The following is a 21,300-nucleotide window of genomic DNA, read 5'->3' as shown; positions in this document are numbered from 1 at the left end:
CTGCGCAGGGCCAGCGGGATCGTATAGTTTTCGACCGAGCGCATGACGACCAGCGGCGTGATGAAATTGTTCCACGAGTTGATGAAGGTGATCAGGCCCAGGGTGCCCATGGCGGGGCCGATCAGCGGCAGCACGACCCGCCAGTAGATGGCGAATTCGCCACAGCCGTCGATGCGCGCCGCCTCGATCAAATCCTTCGGGATCGCCGTGCCGATGTACTGGCGCATCAGGAAAATCCCCAGCGCGCCGGCCGCTCCCGGCACGTACAGGGCGCGCGGCTGGTCCAGCCATCCGAGGAAATCCATCAGCATGAAGGTCGGGATCATGTTCATGAACGAGGGGATGATCATCGACGCCATCACCAGGGTGAACAAGGGCCGCTTGAAGCGGAACTCGTACATGGCAAACGCATAGCCGCCCAGCGAACAAAAGAACAAGGTCAGCGCCGTCGTCATCAGCGCCACGTACAGGCTGATGCCGATATTGCGCCAGAACGGCAGGCGCTCCTGCAGCAATTCCAGGTTGTTGAGCAGGGCCGTGCCGAACCAGCGCGGCGGCGGCAGGCTGTAAATCTCGGCGCTCGTGTGCGTGGCGAAGACGAACATGAAGTAGAACGGCGAGACCATGATCAGGGCGCCGATGGCCACCATGGCGTAGGCCGTCCAGCGGGTGGTTTTCATCGGACCTCCTTGCGTTCATTGCGGCTGAAAATGCGGTTATTGACCCAGGTGGTGCTGGCGATGATCAGGAACAGCAGCCAGGAAATGGCCGACGCCGTGCCGAAGTCGCCCGAGGAAAACGCCGTCTTGTAGACGAAGATGGCCGTCGTCATCACGGACTGGCTCACGCCGCTCGACTCAGCCACCAGCACGAACGGTTCCTCGAACAGCTGCAGGTTGCCCATGATGGTGAGTGTCACGGCCAGGTAGATCATCGGACGCAGCTGCGGCAAGGTGATGTACCAGAACTGCTGGCGTTTCGACGCGCCGTCGATGGTGGCCGCCTCGTACAGATCCTTGGGTATCACCTGCAACGCGGACAGATACAGCACCAGGTTCCAGCCCAGGTAGCGCCAGAAAATCACGAAGGCGACGGCCGGCTTGATGAACAGCGAGCTGCCCAGCCAGTCGATCGATTCGGCCGGGAACAGGCCACCGATTAACGGCAGGCTGGCGCACCATTGGATCAGCACATTGATCTGGCCATAGTCGCGCGAGAACAGAGTGTTGAAGACCATGGCGATGGCCACGCTGGACGTGATGAACGGTAAAAAGTAAATGCCGATCACCAGGTTGCGCGAGCGCTTGAAGCTGTTGTGGATGAAGGCTGCCAGCGGAATGGCGACCAGGTGCTGCGGCACGCCCGAGGCCAGCGCCAGCCAGACGGTATTGCCCAGCGAGCGTAAAAACCACGGGTCGCTCAAGGCGTACTTGTAGTTGTCCAGGCCCACCCACTGCATGGCTTCCACGCCGCTGGCCGCTTCCCACTGGTTGAACGACAGATAGATGGAAAACAGCAGCGGGAACAGGCTGAAGACGGCGAACAGGATGAAGAAGGGGCTGATGAAAATATACGGCGCCCACTTCTTCATGTTGTAGCGTTTCCTGGCGGGCCGCGCCGCAGCAGCAGCGGGCGCGCCATCGGTACAAGGCATGGAGGTAGTCATGCTGCTCCTAGCGCCGCGCGCGGTGGGTGATCAGGGCCTTGGCGTCGGCCAGCGCCGTCTTGATATCCTTGTTTTGCGCCAGCACGCTTTCCAGTTCCATGTTGACGATGTCGCGCGCCACGGCGTCGAACTTGTCGACGCGGATGACGGGGATTTTCGCCGCCGTGTCGCGCGCCAGCAGGCGCGTCTTCTGGCCGCCGAAATACGGCTGCGGCTCGTCCATCATCGGGTCCGCATACGCGGCCTTGAGGGCCGGGAAGGCGCCGATCTCTTTGAGCGAGTGCAGCTGGATATCCTTGTTCACGGTCATGAACTTGATGAATTCCCAGGCCTGGGTTTTATTCGCCGCCTTTTTCGGGATGCCATAGAAAGAGCCGCCGTAGGACGCCAGCGCGCCGGCCGGCAGGTTCGCCGCGCGCCACTGGCCTTTGGAATCGGGCGCCAGCCACTTGGTCAGGTGGCCGCTGAGCCACGAACCCATCATCTGGCTGGCCACCTTGTCGCGCTTGAAGCCTTCGGCCCACTCTCCCGTCCAGGCCACGGTGCGCGCATCGATGCCGGCGACCCGCGCCGCCTTGGCCAGTTCGAAGGCTTTGACGAAGCGGGGCGAATCGACCAGCACCTGGCCCTTGTCGCCAAAATAGATGCCTTCGCCATCTTTCAGGTTGGCGCGGATGACGATGTCGGCCAGGTCGCTGGCGCCGGCCAGCAGATAGGTGCCGGTGGCAGCCTTGAGTTTCTTGCCGGCCGCGATATACGACTCCCACGATTGCGTCAAATCGCTTTCCTTGATGCCCGCCTTGTCCATCAGGTCCTTGCGGTAGAACAAGGTGCCAGGTCCCAGGTCGGCCGGCATGGCGCCCAGGGTGCCGCGCGAACTGGTCGCCTGCACGAAGGTGAACGGCACGAACTGGGTGCGGTACTGCCCTGCCCCGTATGGCGGCTGCAGCAAATCTTCCATGCCCTTCGATTCGGCGAAGCTGCCCACATAGCGGAAGTCGATGGCCATCACGTCGGGCAGGCGCGCACCGGCCGCCAGCGCCGTCGTCATCGAGTTATGGTGGTCGTCGATCTGCAGGCTGACCAGCTTGACCTTCACTTGCGGATACAGCTTTTCCCACAGGGGCAAGGCCGTTTTCACGGCGCGGTCCAGGTCGGGGAAGGAGGCGACGGTAATCGTGGCCGGGGCCAGCGCCGGCAACGGTGCGGCCTGCGAGACGGCCGGCGGGACGGCTGCAGGTGCGGCGGCCACGCCAAAGGCCAGGGTCAGCGCCGCCAGAGGGGCGGCGCCAAGGATGCTTGACTTCATTATTTCATCTCCGTTTATTGAGCGTCTTCTATCTTGAAAACGTTTTCACAACATGTGTCCATTTAACACCGCAAAGAAAATCAAGTCAACCGAAAAAGTTGTCATTTTTATTGAGGGCAGCGTGGCGAGATGGATGCCGGAGCGCGTGTTCTCCTATGAAATGACGCAAAAATCCGCCATTTCAAGATGCTGTTGTTTTTCGTGAAAACGTTTTCAAGCGTAGGTCGGATTAGCGCGTGAGCGCGTAATCCGACAACATTGTTGGCGCCAGAGGCATGGTCCGAGGCATTGTTGGCTGCGCGGTATCGGCTTACGCCCTGCGGGCTAACCCGACCTACGCCGACTACCCCGACCGACGCCCCTGTAGCCATTTATGGTAATCTTTCGATGAAAAGGTTTTCAGAGCACTGAGAACCAGCCATCTTGATACCCAGGAATCACCTTGAACGATAGCGCCCACGCTGCTCCCCCTTCCACCCTGCTCGACGTGGCCCGCCAGGCCGGCGTGTCGCCCAGCACCGTCTCGCGCATCCTCAATGGCACGGCCAGGGTGTCCGACGACAAGCGCGACGCCGTGCTGGCGGCCATCGCACACATGAAATTCGCGCCGAACCAGATGGCCCAGGGTCTGAAGAAGGGCCGCTCGATGACCATCGGCATCGTGGTGCAGGATATTTCCAGCCCCTTCTTCGACGAAAGCCTGCGCGGCGTGGACGACGGCTTAAAGGACACGGGCTATGCGTCCGTCATCGTCAGCGGGCACTGGAATGCGCAGGAAGAGGCGGACCGCATCCGTTTGCTGCTGGCGAGAAAGGTCGATGGCATCATTCTGCTGTCGGGGCGCATTTCGGACGAGAGCGTACTCGATTTCTCGCAGCAGCGGCCCATCGTCTCGACGGGCCGCCTGCTGGCCACGAAAAGCGCCATCGGCTTCAAGCTCGACAACGAATACGGCGCCTACCTGGCCGTGCGCCACCTGGTGGAACTGGGCCACCGCCGCATCGCCTTCGTGGCCGGCCCCGCCAACAACACGGATGCGGCCGAGCGCCTGACGGGCTACCAGCGCGCGCTGCGCGAAGCGGACATCGCCATCGACCCGAAGCTGATGGTGGAAGGCGATTTCCACGAGGCAAGCGGGATGCTGGCCATGAACCATCTGTTCGATACGCAGCAGCAATTCAGCGCCGTCTTCGCCGCCAACGACCTGTCCGCCTACGGCGTGCGCCTGTGCCTGTACCGCAAGGGCATCCGCGTGCCCGACGATATCTCGCTCGTCGGTTTCGATGACTTGCCCGGCTCGTCCTACACGACGCCGCCGCTGACGACCATCCACCAGCCCCTGTACGACATCGGCCGCATTGCCACGGAAGCGCTGCTGGGACTGATCAATGGCGAAGCCGTGCAGGCGGCCATTCCACCGCTGGAACTGATCGTTCGCGAGACCACCCGACGCATCCGTTAAGGCTTGCGGCTGGGAACTTTTCCGCCCGATTCAGGCTGAACGAGAATCACTACGCCAAAGGCATCCGCGACGCGTGCCGGAATCTGCAGCAATGGCGCATCCGCTTTACAATAGTGGCTCGTTCAGCAAGAATGCCTGCTTCAAGCAAGCTTGGCTCAACCCTCCGGCCTCAGGCTGGAAGACTCCGAACACTCACCACAAAGGGACATCACATGGAACATACTCTGCCACCACTGCCGTATGAAATGGACGCTCTGGCGCCGCATATTTCGAAAGAAACCCTGGAATACCACTATGCCAAGCATCACCAGGCGTATGTCACCAACTTGAACAACCTGATCAAGGGTACCGAGTTCGAGAACCTGTCGCTGGAAGAGATCATCAAGAAATCGTCGGGCGGCATCTTCAACAATGCAGCCCAGGTATGGAACCACACCTTCTACTGGAACGGCATGAAGCCGGCCGGCGGCGGCGCGCCTGCGGGTGCCGTGGCTGACGCGATCAACGCCAAATGGTCGTCGTTCGACAAGTTCAAGGAAGAATTCACCAAGTCGTGCGTGGGCAACTTCGGTTCGGGCTGGACCTGGCTGGTGCAAAAAGCCGACGGTTCCGTCGACATCGTCAACACCTCGAACGCCGGCTGCCCGCTGACTACCGGCGACAAGCCGCTGCTGACCTGCGACGTCTGGGAACACGCCTACTACATCGACTACCGCAACCTGCGCGCCAAGTACGTGGAAACGTTCTGGGGCCTGGTCAACTGGGACTTCGTTGCCAAGAACTTCGCGTAAGCGCCAGTTCCTGTCAACGTAGGGCGAAAAGAAGCCTGCGCCACCCGCGCAGGCTTTTTTTTGCCTGCTGAAAAGCACGGCGCTGCGCTACAATCACTGCCCCGCCACCGCTATCTCCCCCTGCCCCGATGTCCGCTCGCCTGCTGCGCCGCCTGTTGATCTTGCCCCTGCTGGCGTGCCACCTGCACGCGTGCGCTGCCGCCCCATCGCCCCTGCTGTCCGACTATACCCACAATGCCTGGGGCGCCTTGCAAGGCGCGCCCGTCGATGTGCTGAAATTCGCCCAGGGCAAGGATGGCTGGCTGTGGATCGCGACGGCCACCGGCTTGTACCGCTACGATGGCGTGCGCTTCGACAGGGTCGACAGCGTGTACGGCCACCGCCTGCCGTCGAGCAATGTGCTGGGCCTGGCCACGCCGGCGGACGGCGCCGTGTGGGTCGGCTACCGCCTCGGCGGCGTCAGCGTCTTTCGCAAGGATGGCGTGCGCACCTACCGCGAAGCGGACGGCTTGCCGCCGGGCGCCGTGTTCCATATCGAGGTAGCGCCCGACGGCGCCATCTGGGTCGGCACGCGCGATGGCGCGGCGCGCCTTGCGCCCGGCGCGGACCGTTTTGTTGCGCAAGCGGCCAACGTGGGCCTGCCCGACAAGCGCGTCTACCAGATCCTGTTCGCGCGCGACGGCACGCAGTGGGTGGGCACCATGCTTGGCGCCTATTTCCGCAGGCCGGGCGAGACGCATTTTTCCCATGCCTGGCCGCGCACAATCCTCACCGGCATGGATGAAGCGCCCGACGGCGCCATCTGGGCCGTCGATGCGCAAAGCAATTACTATCGCGTGCGCACCAGCGCGCCGCGCGGCGATGCGCCCATCCGGCCCGACGCCAGGGGTAACAGCATCCGTTTCGACCGTGCCGGCACCATGTGGCTGATGCAGCCCGACGGCATCGAACGCAAGTTCGAGCCTTCCGGCCCCAGCCTGCCAGCCCAGCGTCTGACGCGCCAGAACGGCATCAGCGGCCCGCTGCCGCAAACGTCGTTCCAGGACCGCGAAGGCAATCTGTGGTTCGGCACCTCGACGGGCCTGGACCGGCTGCGGCCGAACCGCCTGAAGACCCTGGCCGTTGCCGTGCCCTTCGACCATCCCGGCATGCTGCCGGGGCCCGACGGCGATGTGTGGATCGGCGACTACGTGAGCGACGTGCGCAGCTTTACGGCCGATGGCATGAAAAAAGTGATCTTGAAGGGGGCGCTGGCGGCCAGTCACTGGGCGCCCGACGGCACGCTGTGGCTGGGCAACGAGCAGGAACTCCACCATCGCGCGCGCAACGGAACCATGACGCGCGTGGCGACGCCCGTGCAGGGACTCGATCCGCAGGCGCTGCAGCAAGACCGCTCGGGGGCCCTGTGGGCCTCGTTTTCCGGCGGCGGCCTGTTTCGCCTGAGCGAAGGAAAATGGATCGCCAACGGCGGCCTGTCCGGCCTGCCGACGGTGCTGACGACGGCCATGGCGATGGATGGCGCCGGCACCGTCTGGCTGGGCCATGCCGACAATACCGTCAGCCTGGTGGCCGACGGCCAGCGCGCGGGCGCCGTGAAGCGGCTCGGCGCGCCCGAGGGCCTGCAAGTGGGCACCGTGCTGCAGCTGTACCGCGATGGCGACGCGATGTGGGCCGGCGGCGAAAACGGCGTGGCCCTGTACCGCGCCGGCCGCTTCCACACCTTGCGCGGCGCGCGCGGCGCAGCGTTTCGCGGCGTGTCGGGCATCGTGCGCCTGCCGGACGGCGACCTGTGGCTGCATGGCGCGGACGGCATCGACCATATCGGCGCCGCCAGCCTGGCCGCGTGGATGCGCGACGGCAGCGCTGTTACCTCGGAACGCTTCGACGCGCTCGACGGCTTGCAGGGCCATGCCTCGCAGCTGCGCCCCGTGCCGTCACTGATCCATGCGCCCGATGGCAAGCTGTGGTTTTCCACCTCGGCCACCATCGGCATGCTCGACCCGCTGCACATCCGCCGCAACGCCCTGGTGCCGCCCGTGCAGATCCACAGCCTGCTGGCCAATGGCGTGCGCTACGCGCTGGACGATGGCAAGCCGCAGCACCTGCCGCAGGGCAGCAAGACCCTGCAGATCGGCTTCACGGCCCTGAGCCTGTCGATGCCGGAACGCGTGCGCCTGCGCTACAAACTGGCGGGCGTGGACGCGGGCTGGCAGGAAGCGGTCGGCCGCCGCGAAGCGTACTACACTAACCTTGCACCCGGCAGCTACCGCTTCGAGGTCACGGCCGCCAACGAAGACGGCGTGTGGAACACGCAGGGGACAGGGCTGGACATCGTCATCGCGCCCGCCTTCGTGCAAACGCCGTGGTTCGTCGTGCTGCTGGCGCTGGGCGCCGCGCTGCTGCTGTATGGCGGCTATGTGCTGCGCATCCGCCACCTGACGCGCAACATGCAGGAACGGCTGCAGGAACGCTTGCAGGAGCGCCTGGCCGAACGCTCGCGCATCGCCCGTTCGCTGCACGACACCCTGCTGCAAAGCGTACAGGGCCTGATCCTGTCGTTCCATGCGCATGCGGACATGCTGCCCAAGGGCACGCGCGAACGGGCGCGCCTCGACGGCACCCTCAACCTGGCCGACCAGTTGCTGATCGAAGGCCGCGACCAGATCATGGACTTGCGCGCCTCGGCCGAACCGGACGAACTGCGCCTGGCGCTGCAGCAATTCGGCAAGGGCCTGGCAGAGCACCGCGCGCACGCGTTCACGGTGCACGTGAGCGGCACCTGCCGGCGCCTGCAGCCGCGCGTGCATGACGAAATCTATGCGATCGCGCGCGAAGCGCTGTTCAACGCCTCCCGCTATGCCGAGGCGGCCAACATCGTGCTGGAACTCGACTATGCGGACCATGCGTTCACCCTGCGCGTGCGCGACGACGGCTGCGGCCTCGATGACGCCGTGGCGCAAACGGGCCAGCGGCCCGGCCACTGGGGCCTGGTCGGCATGCGCGAGCGCGCCGCCGGCATCGCGGCCAGCCTGCGCATCGACAGCCGGCCCGGCGCCGGCACGCAGATCGAAGTGAGCGTGCCGGGCCGCCTGGCTTACTGACGGCGCTGGAAGGGAAGTGTTGTAGGATGCGCAAGAGCGCTGCCTTGCTCGCCGATCCGGCTCCCACCACTTTCTGAAAGCCCGCCATGAAAAAATGCCTGCTTGCCCTGCTCATGTTTGCCTCCGGTTCCGCCTTCGCCAACTCGGCTTGCGACACGCCGCGCAACGACTTCGACGGCCTGTACTGCCTCAACAAGGTGTACCAGGAAGCGGAAAAGGAACTCAACGCCAACTACAAGAAACTTAGCTCCCAGCTCGATGCCAGCGGCAAGCAAAAGCTGAAATCGGGCCAACTGGCGTGGATAGCCAACCGCAACCAGAATTGCTCCAAGCGCGAATCGTCGGGCTTCTATGTGAACCTCGATTGCGCCACCCAAACCACCATCGAACGTGCGCAATTCCTGCAGGACCGCGTGCGCGAATGCGCTAGTGCCGGCTGCCAGAACAGCAAACTGTGAACTGAATCTGCGCCAGCGCAAACGGAAGCGGGCGGCAAGCGCCCATACTGGCCGCTCCGATGTTTTACCCGTTTGTGCCATGAGCAAACTCATCGATATTTCCCTGGACCGGTGGGACGCCCGCGGCAGCGCCGCGCAGCAGGCGGCGGCGCAGCAGGCACTGGAAGATGGGCAAGTGCTGCTGTTGCCCGCGCTGGGCTTTCCCCTGCGACAGGAAGAACATGCGCTGCTGAACGGCGCTGTGGGCAGCGCCAGCAGCGCCAAGAACATCAGCTGGGAACCGGCGCGCGGCGTGCGCGGCCACGGCGATGCCTGCGATACGGCGCTGCTGGCCGCGCTGATGCAGCGCTATGCGCGGCACACGCAGCGCTTGCTGGCCGGCTTGCTGCCCGGCTACTCTCCCCATCTGCAGCAAGGCAAGGGCAGCTTTCGTCCCGTGGAAATCGCCGGCCGCGTGACTTCCTGGCGCAAGGACGATACGCGCCTGCACGTCGACAGTTTTCCCTCCTCGCCCACGCAGGGCCGGCGCATCCTGCGCGTCTTCACCAACATCCATCCGCGCGATGCGCCCCGCGTGTGGAAACTGGGCGCGCCATTCGAGCAGGTGGCGCAGCATTTCTTGCCCGTCGCGAAGCGTCCGCAACCCGTGCTGGCGGCCCTGCTGCAATGGCTGCGCGTCACCAAGTCGCGGCGCACGGCCTACGATCACTACATGCTGCAGCTGCACGACGCCATGAAGGCCGACCTCGGTTACCAGGCGCAGGTGGAACAGCACACGCATGCGTTCGCGCCGGGCCAGACGTGGATCGTCTTCAGCGACGCCGTATCGCACGCGGCCCTGCGGGGACAGCATGCACTGGAGCAAACCTGGCTGCTGCCCGTGCGCGCCATGGCAGCACCGCACAAGTCGCCGCTGGCCATCCTCGAGCGCCAGTTGCAACGTCCGCTGGCCTAGCCGTGTTCAGGCCGGCAAGCGGGCCGCCTTGAAGCGCCGCCAGGCCTTGTGCATGCGGCCATCGCTGCCCTGCGCCTGCGCGCGCGCCGCCAAGTAGCCGCGCACGAAGGCCGCATGCAGCCGTAATCCGTCCTGGGCGAACTGTTCAGCCTGGCCGGCCTGGCCAGTCTGAACTTCGGGCAATTGCCGCAGCAGCCGGTCGGCCACTTGCACATCGTTGAGCCAGCCCAGTTCATCCTGCAACGCCGACAGCCGCCCCACATACGGTTTCACGGCCCGGCCCGCAAACAGCGAGGCAAAAAATTCCGTCGCATAGCGCGTCTTCTTGGCCGCGATGCGCACCCGGTGGCGCTGCTGCGGCGTGGCATGCAGCAGGCGCTTGCCGCGCTGCATCAGGCGGCGCTGGTCCTTGCGCAGGGTCGCTCGGGCAAACGGCGAAACGTGCGCGTCCAGGCGCCGCAATTGGCGCACGGAACAGCTGTCGCGCCAGGCGCGCGCCTGCAGCCAGCGCTGCAAGCCCAGCATGCAGGCCGTGTAGCGCGCCGAAGTGACGGCCTGGGCCGCCAATTCGTGCTTGAGGCGCGCCTGCGCGTGCGCCGCCTCCGCCAGCGCCGACGCATCCGCGGCCGCCGCGCCGTCGAGCTGCGCCAGAGTATTGCCCGCCAACACATCCCAGTCGCGCGCCTCGCCCAGCGCGCCGCCCAGCCACTCGAGTTCGTCCTTCAAGGCATCCGGCAGCGCCAGCAGGGACTTGAACATGCCCAGCGCCGAGCGCAACCGGCGCAGGCCCACGCGCATCTGGTGCACGCTTTCCACGTCCTCGCCCCCTGCCACGCCATCCTGGTTGCCGCTGACTTGCTCGAGGCAATTGCCGGCGATGGCCAGGAACACCTGCTCCACCGACATGGCCGCGTCCAGCGCCAGGGGCTGGGCCTTCACCGCCTGCAGAGGCTGTGACGCCGCGAGGCGGTAACCGCGTTCCGCCTTGCTCATGTGGCCCAGCTGCAGCGGCACGTCCTGCAGCAGGGCCAGCGCCACGTCGAACAGGCTGGACGCCTGCCCCTGCTTCAATTCCAGCTCGATCTCGCTGACGGGCACGCTGCGCGCGGCGCCATCCGCGCCGCTTTCAATGACACCCTGGTCCAGCACGCATTCGATCTCGTCGCCCTGCGGCGTGCGCAACTGCCATACGGTGCGCTCCATGCGCGTGGTAAACACGGGCTGCAAGGCGCCGCGGATGGCGTCCTGGCGCAGCAGCGCGCGGATGGGCTGCTTGCGGCCGATGGCCGAGTCGAGCGCGGCCAGGTCCGGTTGCGGCCCCGGCACCTCGCCTTCCCATTCGTGGCGGCTGTGCAAGCCGCCGCTGACGGTGCCGCCCGCCTTCAGGGTTTGCACCCAGCGTCCGTCCACCTGGCGCACGCGCAAGCCCGCCTGGTGTCGGCACAGCTGCAGATCGGGCGTATCGACATAGATATCGTGCATCCGCAGCAGTTGCGGCGCACCTTGCGTGGAGTGCGCCAGCAGCGGGTGCGCGCGCAAACGCGATACATCCTGCTGTGCCAGCAACAGTTTCAATTCGATTTCCATGACTACTCCTTGCGAGACTCCTCAACACTTATTGTAAGGCGCGTGCGGCCACGCGCACGGCGCACGCACACGGACCTTGATTTTGCGCGAAAATAAGCGCTTCATTCAACCGGGAGATGCCATGACCTACCACGCCGCCGAGAACCGCTACGACAGCATGCAATACCGCACTTGCGGGCGCAGCGGGCTGAAACTGCCGCTGCTGTCCCTGGGACTGTGGCATAACTTTGGCGACAGCAACAATCTGGCTTCGCAGCGCGACATGCTGCGCACGGCGTTCGACCTGGGCATCACGCATTTCGACCTGGCGAATAACTACGGCCCGCCGTATGGCAGCGCGGAAAGCAATTTCGGCAAGCTGCTGCGCGACGATTTTCTGCCCTATCGCGATGAGCTGATCATTTCCACCAAGGCGGGCTGGGACATGTGGCCGGGACCGTACGGCCAGGGCGGCGGTTCGCGCAAATACGTGCTGGCCAGCCTGGACCAAAGTCTGCAGCGCCTGGGCCTCGACTATGTCGACATCTTTTACTCGCACCGTTACGACGCCGACACGCCGCTGGAAGAAACCATGGGCGCGCTGGCCACCGCCGTGCAGCAGGGCAAGGCGCTGTACGTGGGCCTGTCGTCGTATTCGCCACAAAAGACGGCCGAGGCGGCCGCCCTGCTGAAGGAGTGGAAAGTGCCGTGTCTGATCCACCAGCCGGCCTACAACATGCTCAACCGCTGGATCGAGGAAGACGGCTTGCTCGACACCCTGCAGCAGGAAGGCATGGGCTGCATCACGTTCACGGCGCTGGCGCAGGGGCTGCTCAGCGACAAGTACCTCGATGGCGTGCCGCAGGATGCGCGCGTCAACCGTCCCGGCGGCGGTTCGCTGACGCAACAGCATCTGAGCGCGGAAAACCTGGCCCGCGTGCGCGCCCTGAACCAGATCGCCGCGCAGCGGGGGCAAACCCTGGCGCAGATGGCGCTGGCCTGGGTGCTGCGCGATCCCCGCGTCACGTCGACCCTGATCGGCGCGAGCAGCAGCGCGCAAATCCGCGAAAACGTGGCCGCGCTGCAGCAACTGTCGTTCACTGCCGACGAGCTGGCCGCCATCGACGTGCAGGCGCGCGAAGGCCATATCAATCTGTGGGAAGGTCCGTCGCGGGCCACCTGAGGATCGCACTGCGCTTGTGGCGGCGTCAGCCTGCAGGTAGACTGCCGCCGCCGTCCAACATCCACCACGAGGTTCCATGCAAGCCATCCCCGCCATCACCGCCATCACCGCGTGCCTGCTGCTGTCCTGCGCGGCCAACGCCCGCGCGGCCAATTATTGCGACTCGCCGCAATGGTCGATCGTGCATAACAAGAGCTACGACGAGGTGATGAAGATCGCCACGAAGCGCGACAAGATCCGCGACGCGGAATGCAGTTTTACCGACGTGATCCTGAGAATCCAGAACGAGGAGGCGGGCATCGAGCGCTATCCGGGCATCCTGCTCATCGCCGACCAACAGGATGAAAGCTTCGTCGTCACCAGCCGCGTCGGCGCCTACACCATCTTCAGCTACCGCTATAACGACAAGCATCTGTTGCAGTTTGCCATGAAGGATCACAGCTGGGCGGAAGGGGAAGAGTTCCAGGCCGGCGCCTACAAGATCACCGGTATCAAGCAATTCAAGACTATCACGGGCTTCCCCACCACCTTGCTGGCGGTACAGACTTTCCAGTTTTACGGGCCCAAATAGGGCGGCAGCAGCGCGCATAGTTCTTGCGCCACTTGCCGGCGCCGTTCCGGCGTGGCGAAGATGCCCACTGACACATGGCGGGCAGCATTACACATATCGTTGATGTGTATCAATTGGCGCGGCCCTTGCGGCACGGCGATGCGCGTGCGCCACGGGGAAAAGTGGTGGCGCCGACAGTGGCCGGCGCTGACCTGTTCGATGACCAGTTCGCCATCGCGCAGGGCGATATGTTCATAGTCGCGCGCGTGGCGCAGGTAATGCAGCAGAGCGGCGGCCACCAAGCCCAGTTCCAGGAACGAAAAAACGGGAATGTACCAGAGGCCGCGCAGCGCAAAAGCGGCGGCAATGACGAGAGAAAACAGGCATAGCAAGCCATAGGCGCGCAGCAACTGGCGCGCCGTCAAGGCACTGTGGCGCGCCAGCAGCCATTGCGGCTGCTCGCGCGAGTGATCGCGTGGCATGGCGCCTCCCGCACTCCATGACCGCGCCGGCCTCGCGGCCGCCGCCAGGTTCAGCCAGATCGTTCAGCCTGCTTGTGCCGGCTCAGGCGCCCATGCGCACCAGCGCATGGCCCACGTGCTGCCACCAGTGGTCGCGCGACCTGACCTGTTTCAGGCAGGACGTGTCGATTTCCGTGGGGAACACGTGATCCTGGCACGCCTTCGTTTCCAGGGCATAGCGCTGGTTTTCCGCTGCAGCCAGGGCCACGACGAGCCAGAACGCCAGCGCCAGCAACATCACCAGCAAACTCCAGGCCAGGTGATTGGTATTACTTTTTTCGCCAAAAAACTCGCGCGGCCGCGTCTCGCGGTACATCGACATCAAGTCTTTTTCTTTCTCTTGCGACATCTGCGTTTGCATCCTCTGACATCCTATCCTGTGCAGGCCGGCTGGCCATGGCGGCGCGCACGCCGCCTTGCCGCCATTTTACGCTGATGGCGACACAGCGGCGGCAATTTGCGGCCAGCCCATGGCATCAGGGTCGCGGCGCCGGCGTCCGGGAAGCGCTGGGCTCGCCATCACCCTCCTCTGCTGGCTGCACGGGCGTCGTGCTTTCCACATGGTCGACGTCGATGTCGCCGCCGTCGGGCGCCGTATTGCGCGGCTCCACGCCGGCCCGCTCGCCCGTGCCGGCCGCATCGCTGTCGTTATCGAGCTCTTCCGGGTCCTGGCCCGGTACGCCCTGCATGTCGCTGCCGCTGTCGGAACTGTCGCTGGGGCCCAGCGCGCCCTTGCCGTGGCCGCTGCCCAGGACGCGGTCGGGGGTGACGGGCAAATTGTCCGGATCGAGTGAACTACCGCTCATGACTGCCTCCGTTAATAAAAAAACCAGCTTACTCCCCTGGCCCGGCCAGCGGCGCACGCCTGCACGGCATTTTCCTGGGGGGAAATGCGGCGGCGCACAATTATTTTCATAAATTACTTCACAAATGTACTATTCATTGCTATAGTTAATTCAAGTAAGCATTTTCTCATCCAGAAACTGCTTCATCGGCGGCACGGCGCCCAACAGCGCCATGCCGCCGAACCGACCGGTACGTGGCGATCCGGCCCATCCACCCAGCCATCATGCACATTTTGGAGTCTTATCATGCAAGCCAAATCACTCATCGCAGCATTGTTTGCCATCACCACCGCTACCTCGGCTTTCGCCCAAAGCGCCGCGCCTGCCACCACGGGCCAGCAATTGTCGCGCGAACAAGTCACGGCCGAATACATCCGTGCCCGCAACGCCGGCGAAATCGCCACCAGCGAAGTCGACTACCCGAAAACGCCGGCCACCGCCGCCAGCCAGGTGACGCGCGAGCAAGTCATGGCCGAGTTCTACGCCGCCCGCAAGGCTGGCCTGATCCCGCAAACGGAAGCGGACTTTGACGTCGCGCAAACGGCAAAACACGTCGTGCAATAAGAAACCAGTCAGCCGGTTTCAGTCAGTCAGTAACACACCTCAGTTGCGGCGCAGCACCCGGGCCACTCCCGGCGCTCACCGCGGCGAGCTGTCAGCATCGCCCCAACACCTTCTTCCGGAGTTCCTGCATGTCCCTGCACCGCCGTTTGCTTGCCGCCAGCCTGATCCTTGCCTTGAGCGCTTGCGCCGACATGGGCCATATCGCGCCGCAATCGGCCATGCTCGACGCCAATAAACTGCAGGCGAGCCAGGCCATGGATGCCGCCGCCAGCGCAGCGATCGCCTGGCCGCGCACGCAATGGTGGCAAGACCTGCACGACCCCCAATTGAACCGTTTGATGGACCAGGCCCTGGCCGACAGCCCCACCCTGCGCGGCGCCCAGGCGCGCGTGCGCCAGGCCGAGGCGCTGGCCGGTGCAGCCGAGGACAAGACCCGCCCGCAAGCCGACGCGGCCATCTCCATCAACCGCGAACTGTATTCGCAGCACGGCAGCACGCCGGCGCCGCTGGCCGGCAATTACGCGTGGCGCAATCAGGCCACCGTCACGGCCTCGTACGACCTGGACCTGTGGGGCCGCAACCGCGCCGCCCTGTCCGCGGCCCTGGGCGACGTGCAGATGGCGTCGGCCGAATCGCAGATGGCCCGTCTGGCGCTGGAAACGGCCCTGGTGCGCACCTACATCCAGCTGTCGTACGAATTCCAGCTGCAGGACGTGATCGAACGCAGCCTGGCGCAGCGCGCCCGCATCCTCGACATCACGCGCCAGCGCAAGGCGGCCGGCATCGGCACCGATATTGACGTGGCGCAAATCGAAACCACCTTGCCGGCCGGACGCCGCCAGCTGGAACAGTCGGCCGAATCGCTGGCCCTGCTGCGCAACCAGCTGGCGGCCCTGGCGGGCAAGGGTCCGGCGGCCGGCGCGGCGCTCACGCGCCCCGTGCTGCGCTTGGACCAGCCGCTGGCCATTCCCGCCGCGCTGCCTGCCGACCTGATCGGCCGCCGCCCCGACATCGCCGCCCAGCGCTGGAGAGTGGAAGCGGCGGCGCAGCGCATCGACGCCGCCAAGGCCGAGTTCTACCCGAACGTCAACCTGGTGGCGTTCGCCGGTTTCCAGGCCTTCGGCTTCAGCCATTTTCTCGACGCCAACTCGCAGATCCGCGGCGCCTCGCCCGCGCTGAGCCTGCCCATCTTTGCCGGCGCCCGTTTGCGCGCCCAGCTGGGCAGCCAGACGGCCGTGTACGACGGCGCCGTGGAGCAGTACAACGCCACCGTCATCAACGCCATGTCGGACGTGGCCAATGCCGTCACCAAGGCGCAATCGCTGGCCAGGCAACACGAGCTGACCGTGCAGGCGCTGGCCACGGCGCAGCGCGCGCGCGACCTGGCGGAAAAGGCGTACAAGGCGGGCATGAGCGACGCCATCGCCATGCTCAACACGCAAGTGGCGCTGCTGGCGGAAGAACAGCAGCAGGCGCAAAATGGGGCACGCGAGCTCGATCTGTACGTTTCCTTGATGAATGCACTGGGAGGCGGCATCTGAGCTTGCAATCCTGGCATTGCCCTAGCTCAACAAGATACAATCGGAACTTTATTCACACATGAAGGAATATGACATGACCGCTTTTGACGCCACCTCCAAGCGGCTGCAAAACATCCGCACGCGCATGCCAGGCTTCCCCATGGAACTGATGCGTTTATTGCGCATGACGTACCACATTCAAAAAGGCATGAAGGATCTGACCAACGCCGCGCTGAAAAAGCACGACCTGGTCGATGCCAGCTACATGGTGCTGGCCGTGCTGTACGGCACGGACGACGAAACGTCGAACGCCTGCACCCTGGGCATGGCCTGCCATGAAAAACCGGCCAACCTGACGCGCGTGTGCAACGACCTGGAAACGCGCGGCCTGATCCACCGCGGCACGCGTCCCGGTGACCGCCGCTCCGTGATGATCTCGCTGACCGACAAGGGCCGCGCGCTGATCGAAACGGCGCTGCCCGACGTGTACCAGGAAACGTCGGCCCTGTACGAAGGGTTTACGGAAGAAGAGCTGCAAGTGCTCGACAAGCTGTACATGCGCCAGCTGCGCAATTTGAACAATCTCAACAACCAGAACTGATAGCCTATCGATGACGCCAGCCACAGCAACAACACCTATAGACGGCCCCCTGACCCGGGCGGCCCGCTGGCTGGCGCTGGCGCTGCAGGACTGGCGCGCGACGGAAGGCGAACGCTGGATCTACGTCGGCAAGACCCTCATCGCCGCGTTCTGCGCCCTGTGGCTGGCCTACCGCCTGGGCCTCGATTCACCCAGCACGGCGATGACCACCACCATCATCCTGGCCCTGCCCAGCAGCGGCATGGTGCTGGAAAAAAGCTTTTACCGCCTGTGCGGCACCCTGCTGGGATGCACGGCCGCGCTGACCCTGATCGGCCTGTTCCCGCAGCAGCCCGTGCTGCTGTTCGGCGGCCTGGCCCTGTGGGTGGGCCTGTGCACGAGCGGCTCGGCCCTGCACCGCAACGCCCAGTCATATGTGTACGTGCTGGCCGGCTACACGGCCTGCATGATCGTCTTGCCCGCCATCGAGCAGCCGATGCAGGTGTTTTCGCTGGCCGTCACGCGCGTGGCTGAAGTGAGCCTGGGCATCATCTGCTCGGCGGCCGTCTCCAGCGTGCTGCTGCCACGCCATCAGGGCACGCAGGTGATGCGCACGGTGCAGGCGCGCTACGGCAAATTCCTCACCTTTTGCCAGGACGTGCTGCAGCAAAAGCTCACGCCGGCGCAGGTGGAACTGACGCATCTGCAGTTTGCCGCCGACGTGGCGGCGCTGGAACTGGGGCGCTCGGCCGCCCTGTTCGAAGTCACCAGCAAAGTGGGCCACGTGCGCGCGCAAAACCGCAAGCTGCACGCTTTCAACGCCACTTTCATGACGGCGCTGACGACCTTCTACACCTTCCACCGCCTGTTCGACCGCCTGCAGCGCGATGGCGAAACCCAGGTCATGCAGGCCTGCGCACCCCTGTACGCCATCGTCGCCGAAGCGCTGCAGGCGACGCCTTCGCAAGACTCGCTCGACACCATGCAGCGGCATCTGCAAACGGCGCTGGGCCAGGCCCGCGCGGACATCGACGGCGCGGCCATCGTGCATGCGCAGCGCATCGATTTCGACACCGTGTGCGAACTGCTCGAGCGCTTCGCGCGCGACATGAGCCGCTTTCACGAAGTGTATTTCAGCCTCGTGCACGACACGCCGCTGGACGTGAGCACGCCGCAGGCGTATGCGCCGAAGACGCCGCCCGCGCTGGTGCTCGCCAGCGGCGCGCGCGCCGGCATCAGCCTGGCCCTGCTGGCGCTGGGCGCCTACTTCCTCGCCTGGCCCTACGCCAGCACGGCGATGCTGATGGCGGCCGTGTTCTGCGCGCTGGCCTCGTCCTCGCCGCGCCCCATCATGATGATCCGCCAGGTGCTGGCGGGCTTTTTGATCGCCATGCCGCTGTCGCTCGTCTGCGTGTACTTCGTGCTGGTGCACGGCGACGGCTTCCCCATGCTGGTGCTCAGTTTTGCGCCGTTTCTCGCCGTCGGCTTGTACCTGATGACCAATCCCGCCAAGCTGGGCGTGGGCCTGGGCGTGTCGACCTTCATCACGCAGATGGCGCCGGCGAATGTGATGCACGTCGATGGCGCGGCCTTTTTGAACACGGGCATGGCGCTGATCGTGGGGCTGATGCTGGCCGCCCTCGTGTTTGCCGTACTGCTGCCCGAGCACACGATGGGCCACAAGGACCACATCGGCCGGGCCCTGTGGCGCGAAGCGCTGCATGCGTGCACGGCGCCCGCACGCCGCGTCAAACACCGTTTCGACAACCGCGTGCGCGACCTGCTCAGCCAGCTCAATGCGGCGGCAGGCCCGGCGCCGGGCGAGGCCGCGCGCGCCGTCGTGCGCCAGGCCTTGACCCTGCTGGAAATCGGCCATTCCGTGATCGAACTGCGCGAACTGATCGCCACCGCCCGGCCGGGCGCCACGCGCCACGCGCTGCAGCAGTGCGTGGACCACATCGCCGGCTGGCTGCGCACGCGCAGCGATACGGCACTGCAGGCGGCGCTGACGGCCACCCTGCAGGCGGGCGCCGTGGTGCGCGCGGCCCAGACGGAAGCCGATGCCACCGGCGAGCGCAGCGCGCGCCTGCAGACGGCGCTGGCCGACCTGCACTCGATCTACACCTCCTTACTCGACCACATGGCGCCTGGCGCCGGAGACCACCATGCCGCGTGAATTCGCCCTGTTCGGAATTCTGATTCCTACCCTGCTGCCCCTGTTCCTCCTCAGCATAGCCCTGCAAACCCTGCTCGACCGCGTGCTGGGCTGCCTGGGCGTGTACCGCATGGTGTGGCACCCGTCGCTGGCGCGGCTGTGCATCTTCATCGCCATCTTCGGCGCGCTGGCTTTATCGCTCTACAAATAGCGCTACAAATAAAAAAAACCGTTCAACCCGATCAAGGAAAGGCTGCCGACATGGTAAGCAAACTGACCCGCTATGCAATCACCCTGCTGCTATTGGCCGCAGCCCTGTGGATAGGCAAGACCGTCTGGGACCGCTACATGGAGTCGCCGTGGACGCGCGACGGCCGCATCAAGGCCGACATCGTCAACATCAGCGCCGACGTGGCCGGCACCGTCACGGACGTGCTGGTGCGCGATAACCAGGTCGTGCAAAAGGGAGATATCCTGTTCGTCGTCGACAAGGAACGCTACACGAGCGCGCTGGCGCAAGCCGACGCCGTGCTGGCCGCGCAAAGGACGGAACAGGGCCGCCGCGGCAAGGAAGCCCAGCGCCGCGCGGGTCTTGACGCCAGCATCATCTCGACGGAAAGCCGCGAAAGCGCGGCCTTCGCCGCCACCTCGGCCACCTCGCAGGTGCAGGCCGCCGTGGCCGCCCGCGCGCTGGCGCAATTGAACCTGGAGCGCACCACCGTGCGCGCGCCCGTCAGCGGCTACGTGACGAACCTGAACGTGCACAAGGGCGATTTCGCCGCCGTCGGCGCGGCCAAGCTGGCCGTCATCGACAGCGCCTCGTACTACGTCGTCGGCTACTTCGAAGAGACCAAGCTGGGCATGCTGGCGCAGGACGACAAGGCGGAAATGAATCTGATGAGCGGCGGCACGCTGCACGGCCACATCGAGAGCATCGCGCGCGGCATCACCGACCGCGACGCCGCCACGGGCCGCGAACTGCTGGCCGACGTCAACCCCACCTTCAACTGGGTGCGCCTGGCGCAGCGCGTGCCCGTGCGCATCCACATCGACGAGCAGCCGAAGGGACAATTGCTGGTGGCCGGCACCACGTGCACCGTGGTGATCACGCCCCACTCTGCACCGGCGCCGAAACCAGCGGCCGCGCACCCGGCATGATACGCGGCGGCGCCGGACGCCTGGCGGAAATCGCCCTGTTCCTCGACGCTGCGGCGCTGGGCAGCTTTTCCGCGGCCGGCCGCAAGCACGGCCTGTCGCCGGCCGCCGCCAGCGCCGCCATCGCGCGCCTGGAAACGGCGCTGGGCGCCACCCTGTTCGAACGCACAACGCGCCAGCTGCGCCTGACGGAAGAAGGCCTGCACTACCGCCGCTACAGCGAACAGGCGCTGGACTTGCTGGCGCAGGCGGAAGACGGTTTGCACCCGGGTGGCGGCGCCGTGCGCGGCGTGGTGCGCATCTCGGCGCCATCGGACATCGGCCGCCAGCTGCTGCTGCCCATGCTCGACCGCTTTGCCGCGCTGCACCCGCAGGTGCGCCATGCGCTGACCCTGACGGACGCCACGGCCAACCTGGTGCAGGACGACGTCGACCTGGCCATCCGCTACGGCGAGCTGCCCGACAGCGACATGGTGGCGCGCCTGCTGCACCCGGGCCGGCGCGTCGTGTGCGTGGCGCCCGCGCTGGCCGCCAGGGTCGGCGTGCCGTCCGCGCCGCGCGACCTGGCGTCGCTGCCCACCCTCGTGCTCACGGCTGGCGACGGCGCGCCGCAGGAATGGCGCTACCGCGAAAACGGCAAGCGCCACGGCTTGCGCCTGCAAGGGGAATGGCACAGCAACGACGGCGAAATCATCCGCCGCTGGGCCGTGGCCGGCCATGGCTATGCCTACAAATCCCTGCTCGACATCGGCGACGACCTGCGCGCGGGGCGCTTGCAGACGGTGCTCGACGATTACTTTGCCGATAGCGTCCCCCTGAACCTGCTGTACCGGCGCAGCCGCTTCCAGCCGCCGCGGGTCACGCTGCTGGTCGACTTCCTGCTGCAGCAGTTTTCCTCGCTGCCGGCGCAGCCCTAGCG

21 protein-coding genes are annotated in these 21,300 nt (G+C 65.3%); 14 read left to right on the top strand and 7 right to left on the bottom strand.

Annotated features, from left to right (window positions below):
* The 3 genes from ASN89_RS20725 to ASN89_RS20715 all read right to left on the bottom strand — a co-directional run.
* Nucleotides 1-680, bottom strand: a 680-nt coding sequence (locus tag ASN89_RS20725) for a carbohydrate ABC transporter permease (protein WP_058050595.1), incomplete at its 3' end; no start/stop codon positions are given.
* Nucleotides 677-1,666, bottom strand: a complete 990-nt coding sequence (locus ASN89_RS20720) for a carbohydrate ABC transporter permease (protein ID WP_052755558.1) — start codon at nt 1,664-1,666, stop codon at nt 677-679. The genes ASN89_RS20720 and ASN89_RS20725, both read right to left, overlap by 4 nt.
* A gap of 7 nt (nt 1,667-1,673) precedes the next feature.
* The gene (locus tag ASN89_RS20715) at nt 1,674-2,975 is read right to left on the bottom strand and encodes an extracellular solute-binding protein (RefSeq protein ID WP_152988637.1); all 1,302 of its coding nucleotides are present in this window, start codon (nt 2,973-2,975) and stop codon (nt 1,674-1,676) included.
* A 442-nt stretch (nt 2,976-3,417) separates the two neighbouring features.
* Between ASN89_RS20715 and ASN89_RS20710 the strand changes: the two genes are divergently transcribed.
* From ASN89_RS20710 to ASN89_RS20690, 5 genes are all read left to right on the top strand, one after another.
* Nucleotides 3,418-4,437, top strand: coding sequence for a LacI family DNA-binding transcriptional regulator (locus ASN89_RS20710; protein WP_034751748.1), 1,020 nt, complete (start codon nt 3,418-3,420; stop codon nt 4,435-4,437).
* Nucleotides 4,438-4,649: 212 nt separating this feature from the next.
* The gene (locus ASN89_RS20705; RefSeq protein ID WP_034751750.1) at nt 4,650-5,228 is read left to right on the top strand and encodes a superoxide dismutase; all 579 of its coding nucleotides are present in this window, start codon (nt 4,650-4,652) and stop codon (nt 5,226-5,228) included.
* A gap of 128 nt (nt 5,229-5,356) precedes the next feature.
* Nucleotides 5,357-8,329, top strand: coding sequence for a sensor histidine kinase (locus ASN89_RS20700; RefSeq protein WP_058050594.1), 2,973 nt, complete (start codon nt 5,357-5,359; stop codon nt 8,327-8,329).
* Nucleotides 8,330-8,415: 86 nt separating this feature from the next.
* Nucleotides 8,416-8,787, top strand: coding sequence for a lysozyme inhibitor LprI family protein (locus tag ASN89_RS20695; protein ID WP_058050593.1), 372 nt, complete (start codon nt 8,416-8,418; stop codon nt 8,785-8,787).
* 79 nt (nt 8,788-8,866) lie between these two features.
* Nucleotides 8,867-9,742 carry a Kdo hydroxylase family protein gene (locus tag ASN89_RS20690; protein WP_058050592.1) on the top strand — a complete coding sequence of 292 codons (876 nt, stop codon included), beginning with the start codon at nt 8,867-8,869 and terminating at the stop codon, nt 9,740-9,742.
* Nucleotides 9,743-9,748: 6 nt separating this feature from the next.
* On the opposite strand, the gene ASN89_RS20685 is transcribed toward ASN89_RS20690, so the two are convergent.
* Nucleotides 9,749-11,329: a CYTH and CHAD domain-containing protein gene (locus ASN89_RS20685; protein ID WP_058050591.1), complete on the bottom strand. Its 1,581-nt coding sequence runs from the start codon at nt 11,327-11,329 to the stop codon at nt 9,749-9,751.
* A gap of 121 nt (nt 11,330-11,450) precedes the next feature.
* Here ASN89_RS20685 and mgrA point away from each other — a divergent pair, with 121 nt between their 5' ends.
* Both mgrA and ASN89_RS20675 read left to right on the top strand, forming a co-directional pair.
* The gene (mgrA, locus tag ASN89_RS20680; protein WP_058050599.1) at nt 11,451-12,491 is read left to right on the top strand and encodes an L-glyceraldehyde 3-phosphate reductase; all 1,041 of its coding nucleotides are present in this window, start codon (nt 11,451-11,453) and stop codon (nt 12,489-12,491) included.
* 76 nt (nt 12,492-12,567) lie between these two features.
* Complete coding sequence (locus tag ASN89_RS20675; protein ID WP_058050590.1) at nt 12,568-13,062, top strand: hypothetical protein; 495 nt, start codon at nt 12,568-12,570, stop codon at nt 13,060-13,062.
* Here the strand turns inward: ASN89_RS20675 and ASN89_RS20670 are convergent.
* From ASN89_RS20670 to ASN89_RS20660, 3 genes are all read right to left on the bottom strand, one after another.
* On the bottom strand, nt 13,047-13,523 hold the full coding sequence (locus tag ASN89_RS20670) for a DUF2244 domain-containing protein (RefSeq protein WP_058050589.1): 477 nt from the start codon (nt 13,521-13,523) through the stop codon (nt 13,047-13,049). The two genes, ASN89_RS20675 and ASN89_RS20670, sit on opposite strands and share 16 nt — an antisense overlap.
* Before the next feature lie 82 nt (nt 13,524-13,605).
* Nucleotides 13,606-13,911, bottom strand: a complete 306-nt coding sequence (locus ASN89_RS20665; RefSeq protein WP_235502029.1) for a hypothetical protein — start codon at nt 13,909-13,911, stop codon at nt 13,606-13,608.
* A gap of 127 nt (nt 13,912-14,038) precedes the next feature.
* The gene (locus ASN89_RS20660) at nt 14,039-14,368 is read right to left on the bottom strand and encodes a hypothetical protein (RefSeq protein WP_058050587.1); all 330 of its coding nucleotides are present in this window, start codon (nt 14,366-14,368) and stop codon (nt 14,039-14,041) included.
* Between the two features lie 285 nt (nt 14,369-14,653).
* Here ASN89_RS20660 and ASN89_RS29065 point away from each other — a divergent pair, with 285 nt between their 5' ends.
* From ASN89_RS29065 to ASN89_RS20625, 7 genes are all read left to right on the top strand, one after another.
* The gene (locus ASN89_RS29065) at nt 14,654-14,971 is read left to right on the top strand and encodes a DUF4148 domain-containing protein (protein WP_046682653.1); all 318 of its coding nucleotides are present in this window, start codon (nt 14,654-14,656) and stop codon (nt 14,969-14,971) included.
* Nucleotides 14,972-15,099: 128 nt separating this feature from the next.
* Nucleotides 15,100-16,512, top strand: coding sequence for an efflux transporter outer membrane subunit (locus ASN89_RS20650; RefSeq protein WP_046682654.1), 1,413 nt, complete (start codon nt 15,100-15,102; stop codon nt 16,510-16,512).
* Nucleotides 16,513-16,585: 73 nt separating this feature from the next.
* Entirely contained in the window at nt 16,586-17,092 is a 507-nt protein-coding gene (locus ASN89_RS20645) for a MarR family winged helix-turn-helix transcriptional regulator (protein WP_046682655.1), read from the top strand.
* A 10-nt stretch (nt 17,093-17,102) separates the two neighbouring features.
* Nucleotides 17,103-19,247 (top strand): FUSC family protein, encoded by a 2,145-nt coding sequence (locus ASN89_RS20640; RefSeq protein ID WP_058050586.1) that lies wholly within the window; start codon nt 17,103-17,105, stop codon nt 19,245-19,247.
* Nucleotides 19,237-19,437: a DUF1656 domain-containing protein gene (locus tag ASN89_RS20635; RefSeq protein WP_058050585.1), complete on the top strand. Its 201-nt coding sequence runs from the start codon at nt 19,237-19,239 to the stop codon at nt 19,435-19,437. The genes ASN89_RS20640 and ASN89_RS20635 overlap by 11 nt, the downstream gene beginning before the upstream one ends.
* A 50-nt stretch (nt 19,438-19,487) precedes the next feature.
* A complete protein-coding gene (locus tag ASN89_RS20630) occupies nt 19,488-20,384 on the top strand; it encodes a biotin/lipoyl-binding protein (protein ID WP_058050584.1) in 897 nt (298 codons plus the stop codon).
* Nucleotides 20,381-21,298 carry a LysR substrate-binding domain-containing protein gene (locus ASN89_RS20625; protein WP_058050583.1) on the top strand — a complete coding sequence of 306 codons (918 nt, stop codon included), beginning with the start codon at nt 20,381-20,383 and terminating at the stop codon, nt 21,296-21,298. Before ASN89_RS20630 ends, ASN89_RS20625 begins: the two co-directional genes overlap by 4 nt.
* The last annotated feature ends 2 nt before the right edge of the window (nt 21,299-21,300 follow it).

It is taken from the genome of Janthinobacterium sp. Ant5-2-1 (genome assembly GCF_001445815.1).
In the GTDB taxonomy this organism is placed as follows: Bacteria; Pseudomonadota; Gammaproteobacteria; order Burkholderiales; family Burkholderiaceae_D; genus Janthinobacterium; species Janthinobacterium lividum_E.
This window is presented reverse-complemented; position numbering and strand designations above follow the sequence as displayed.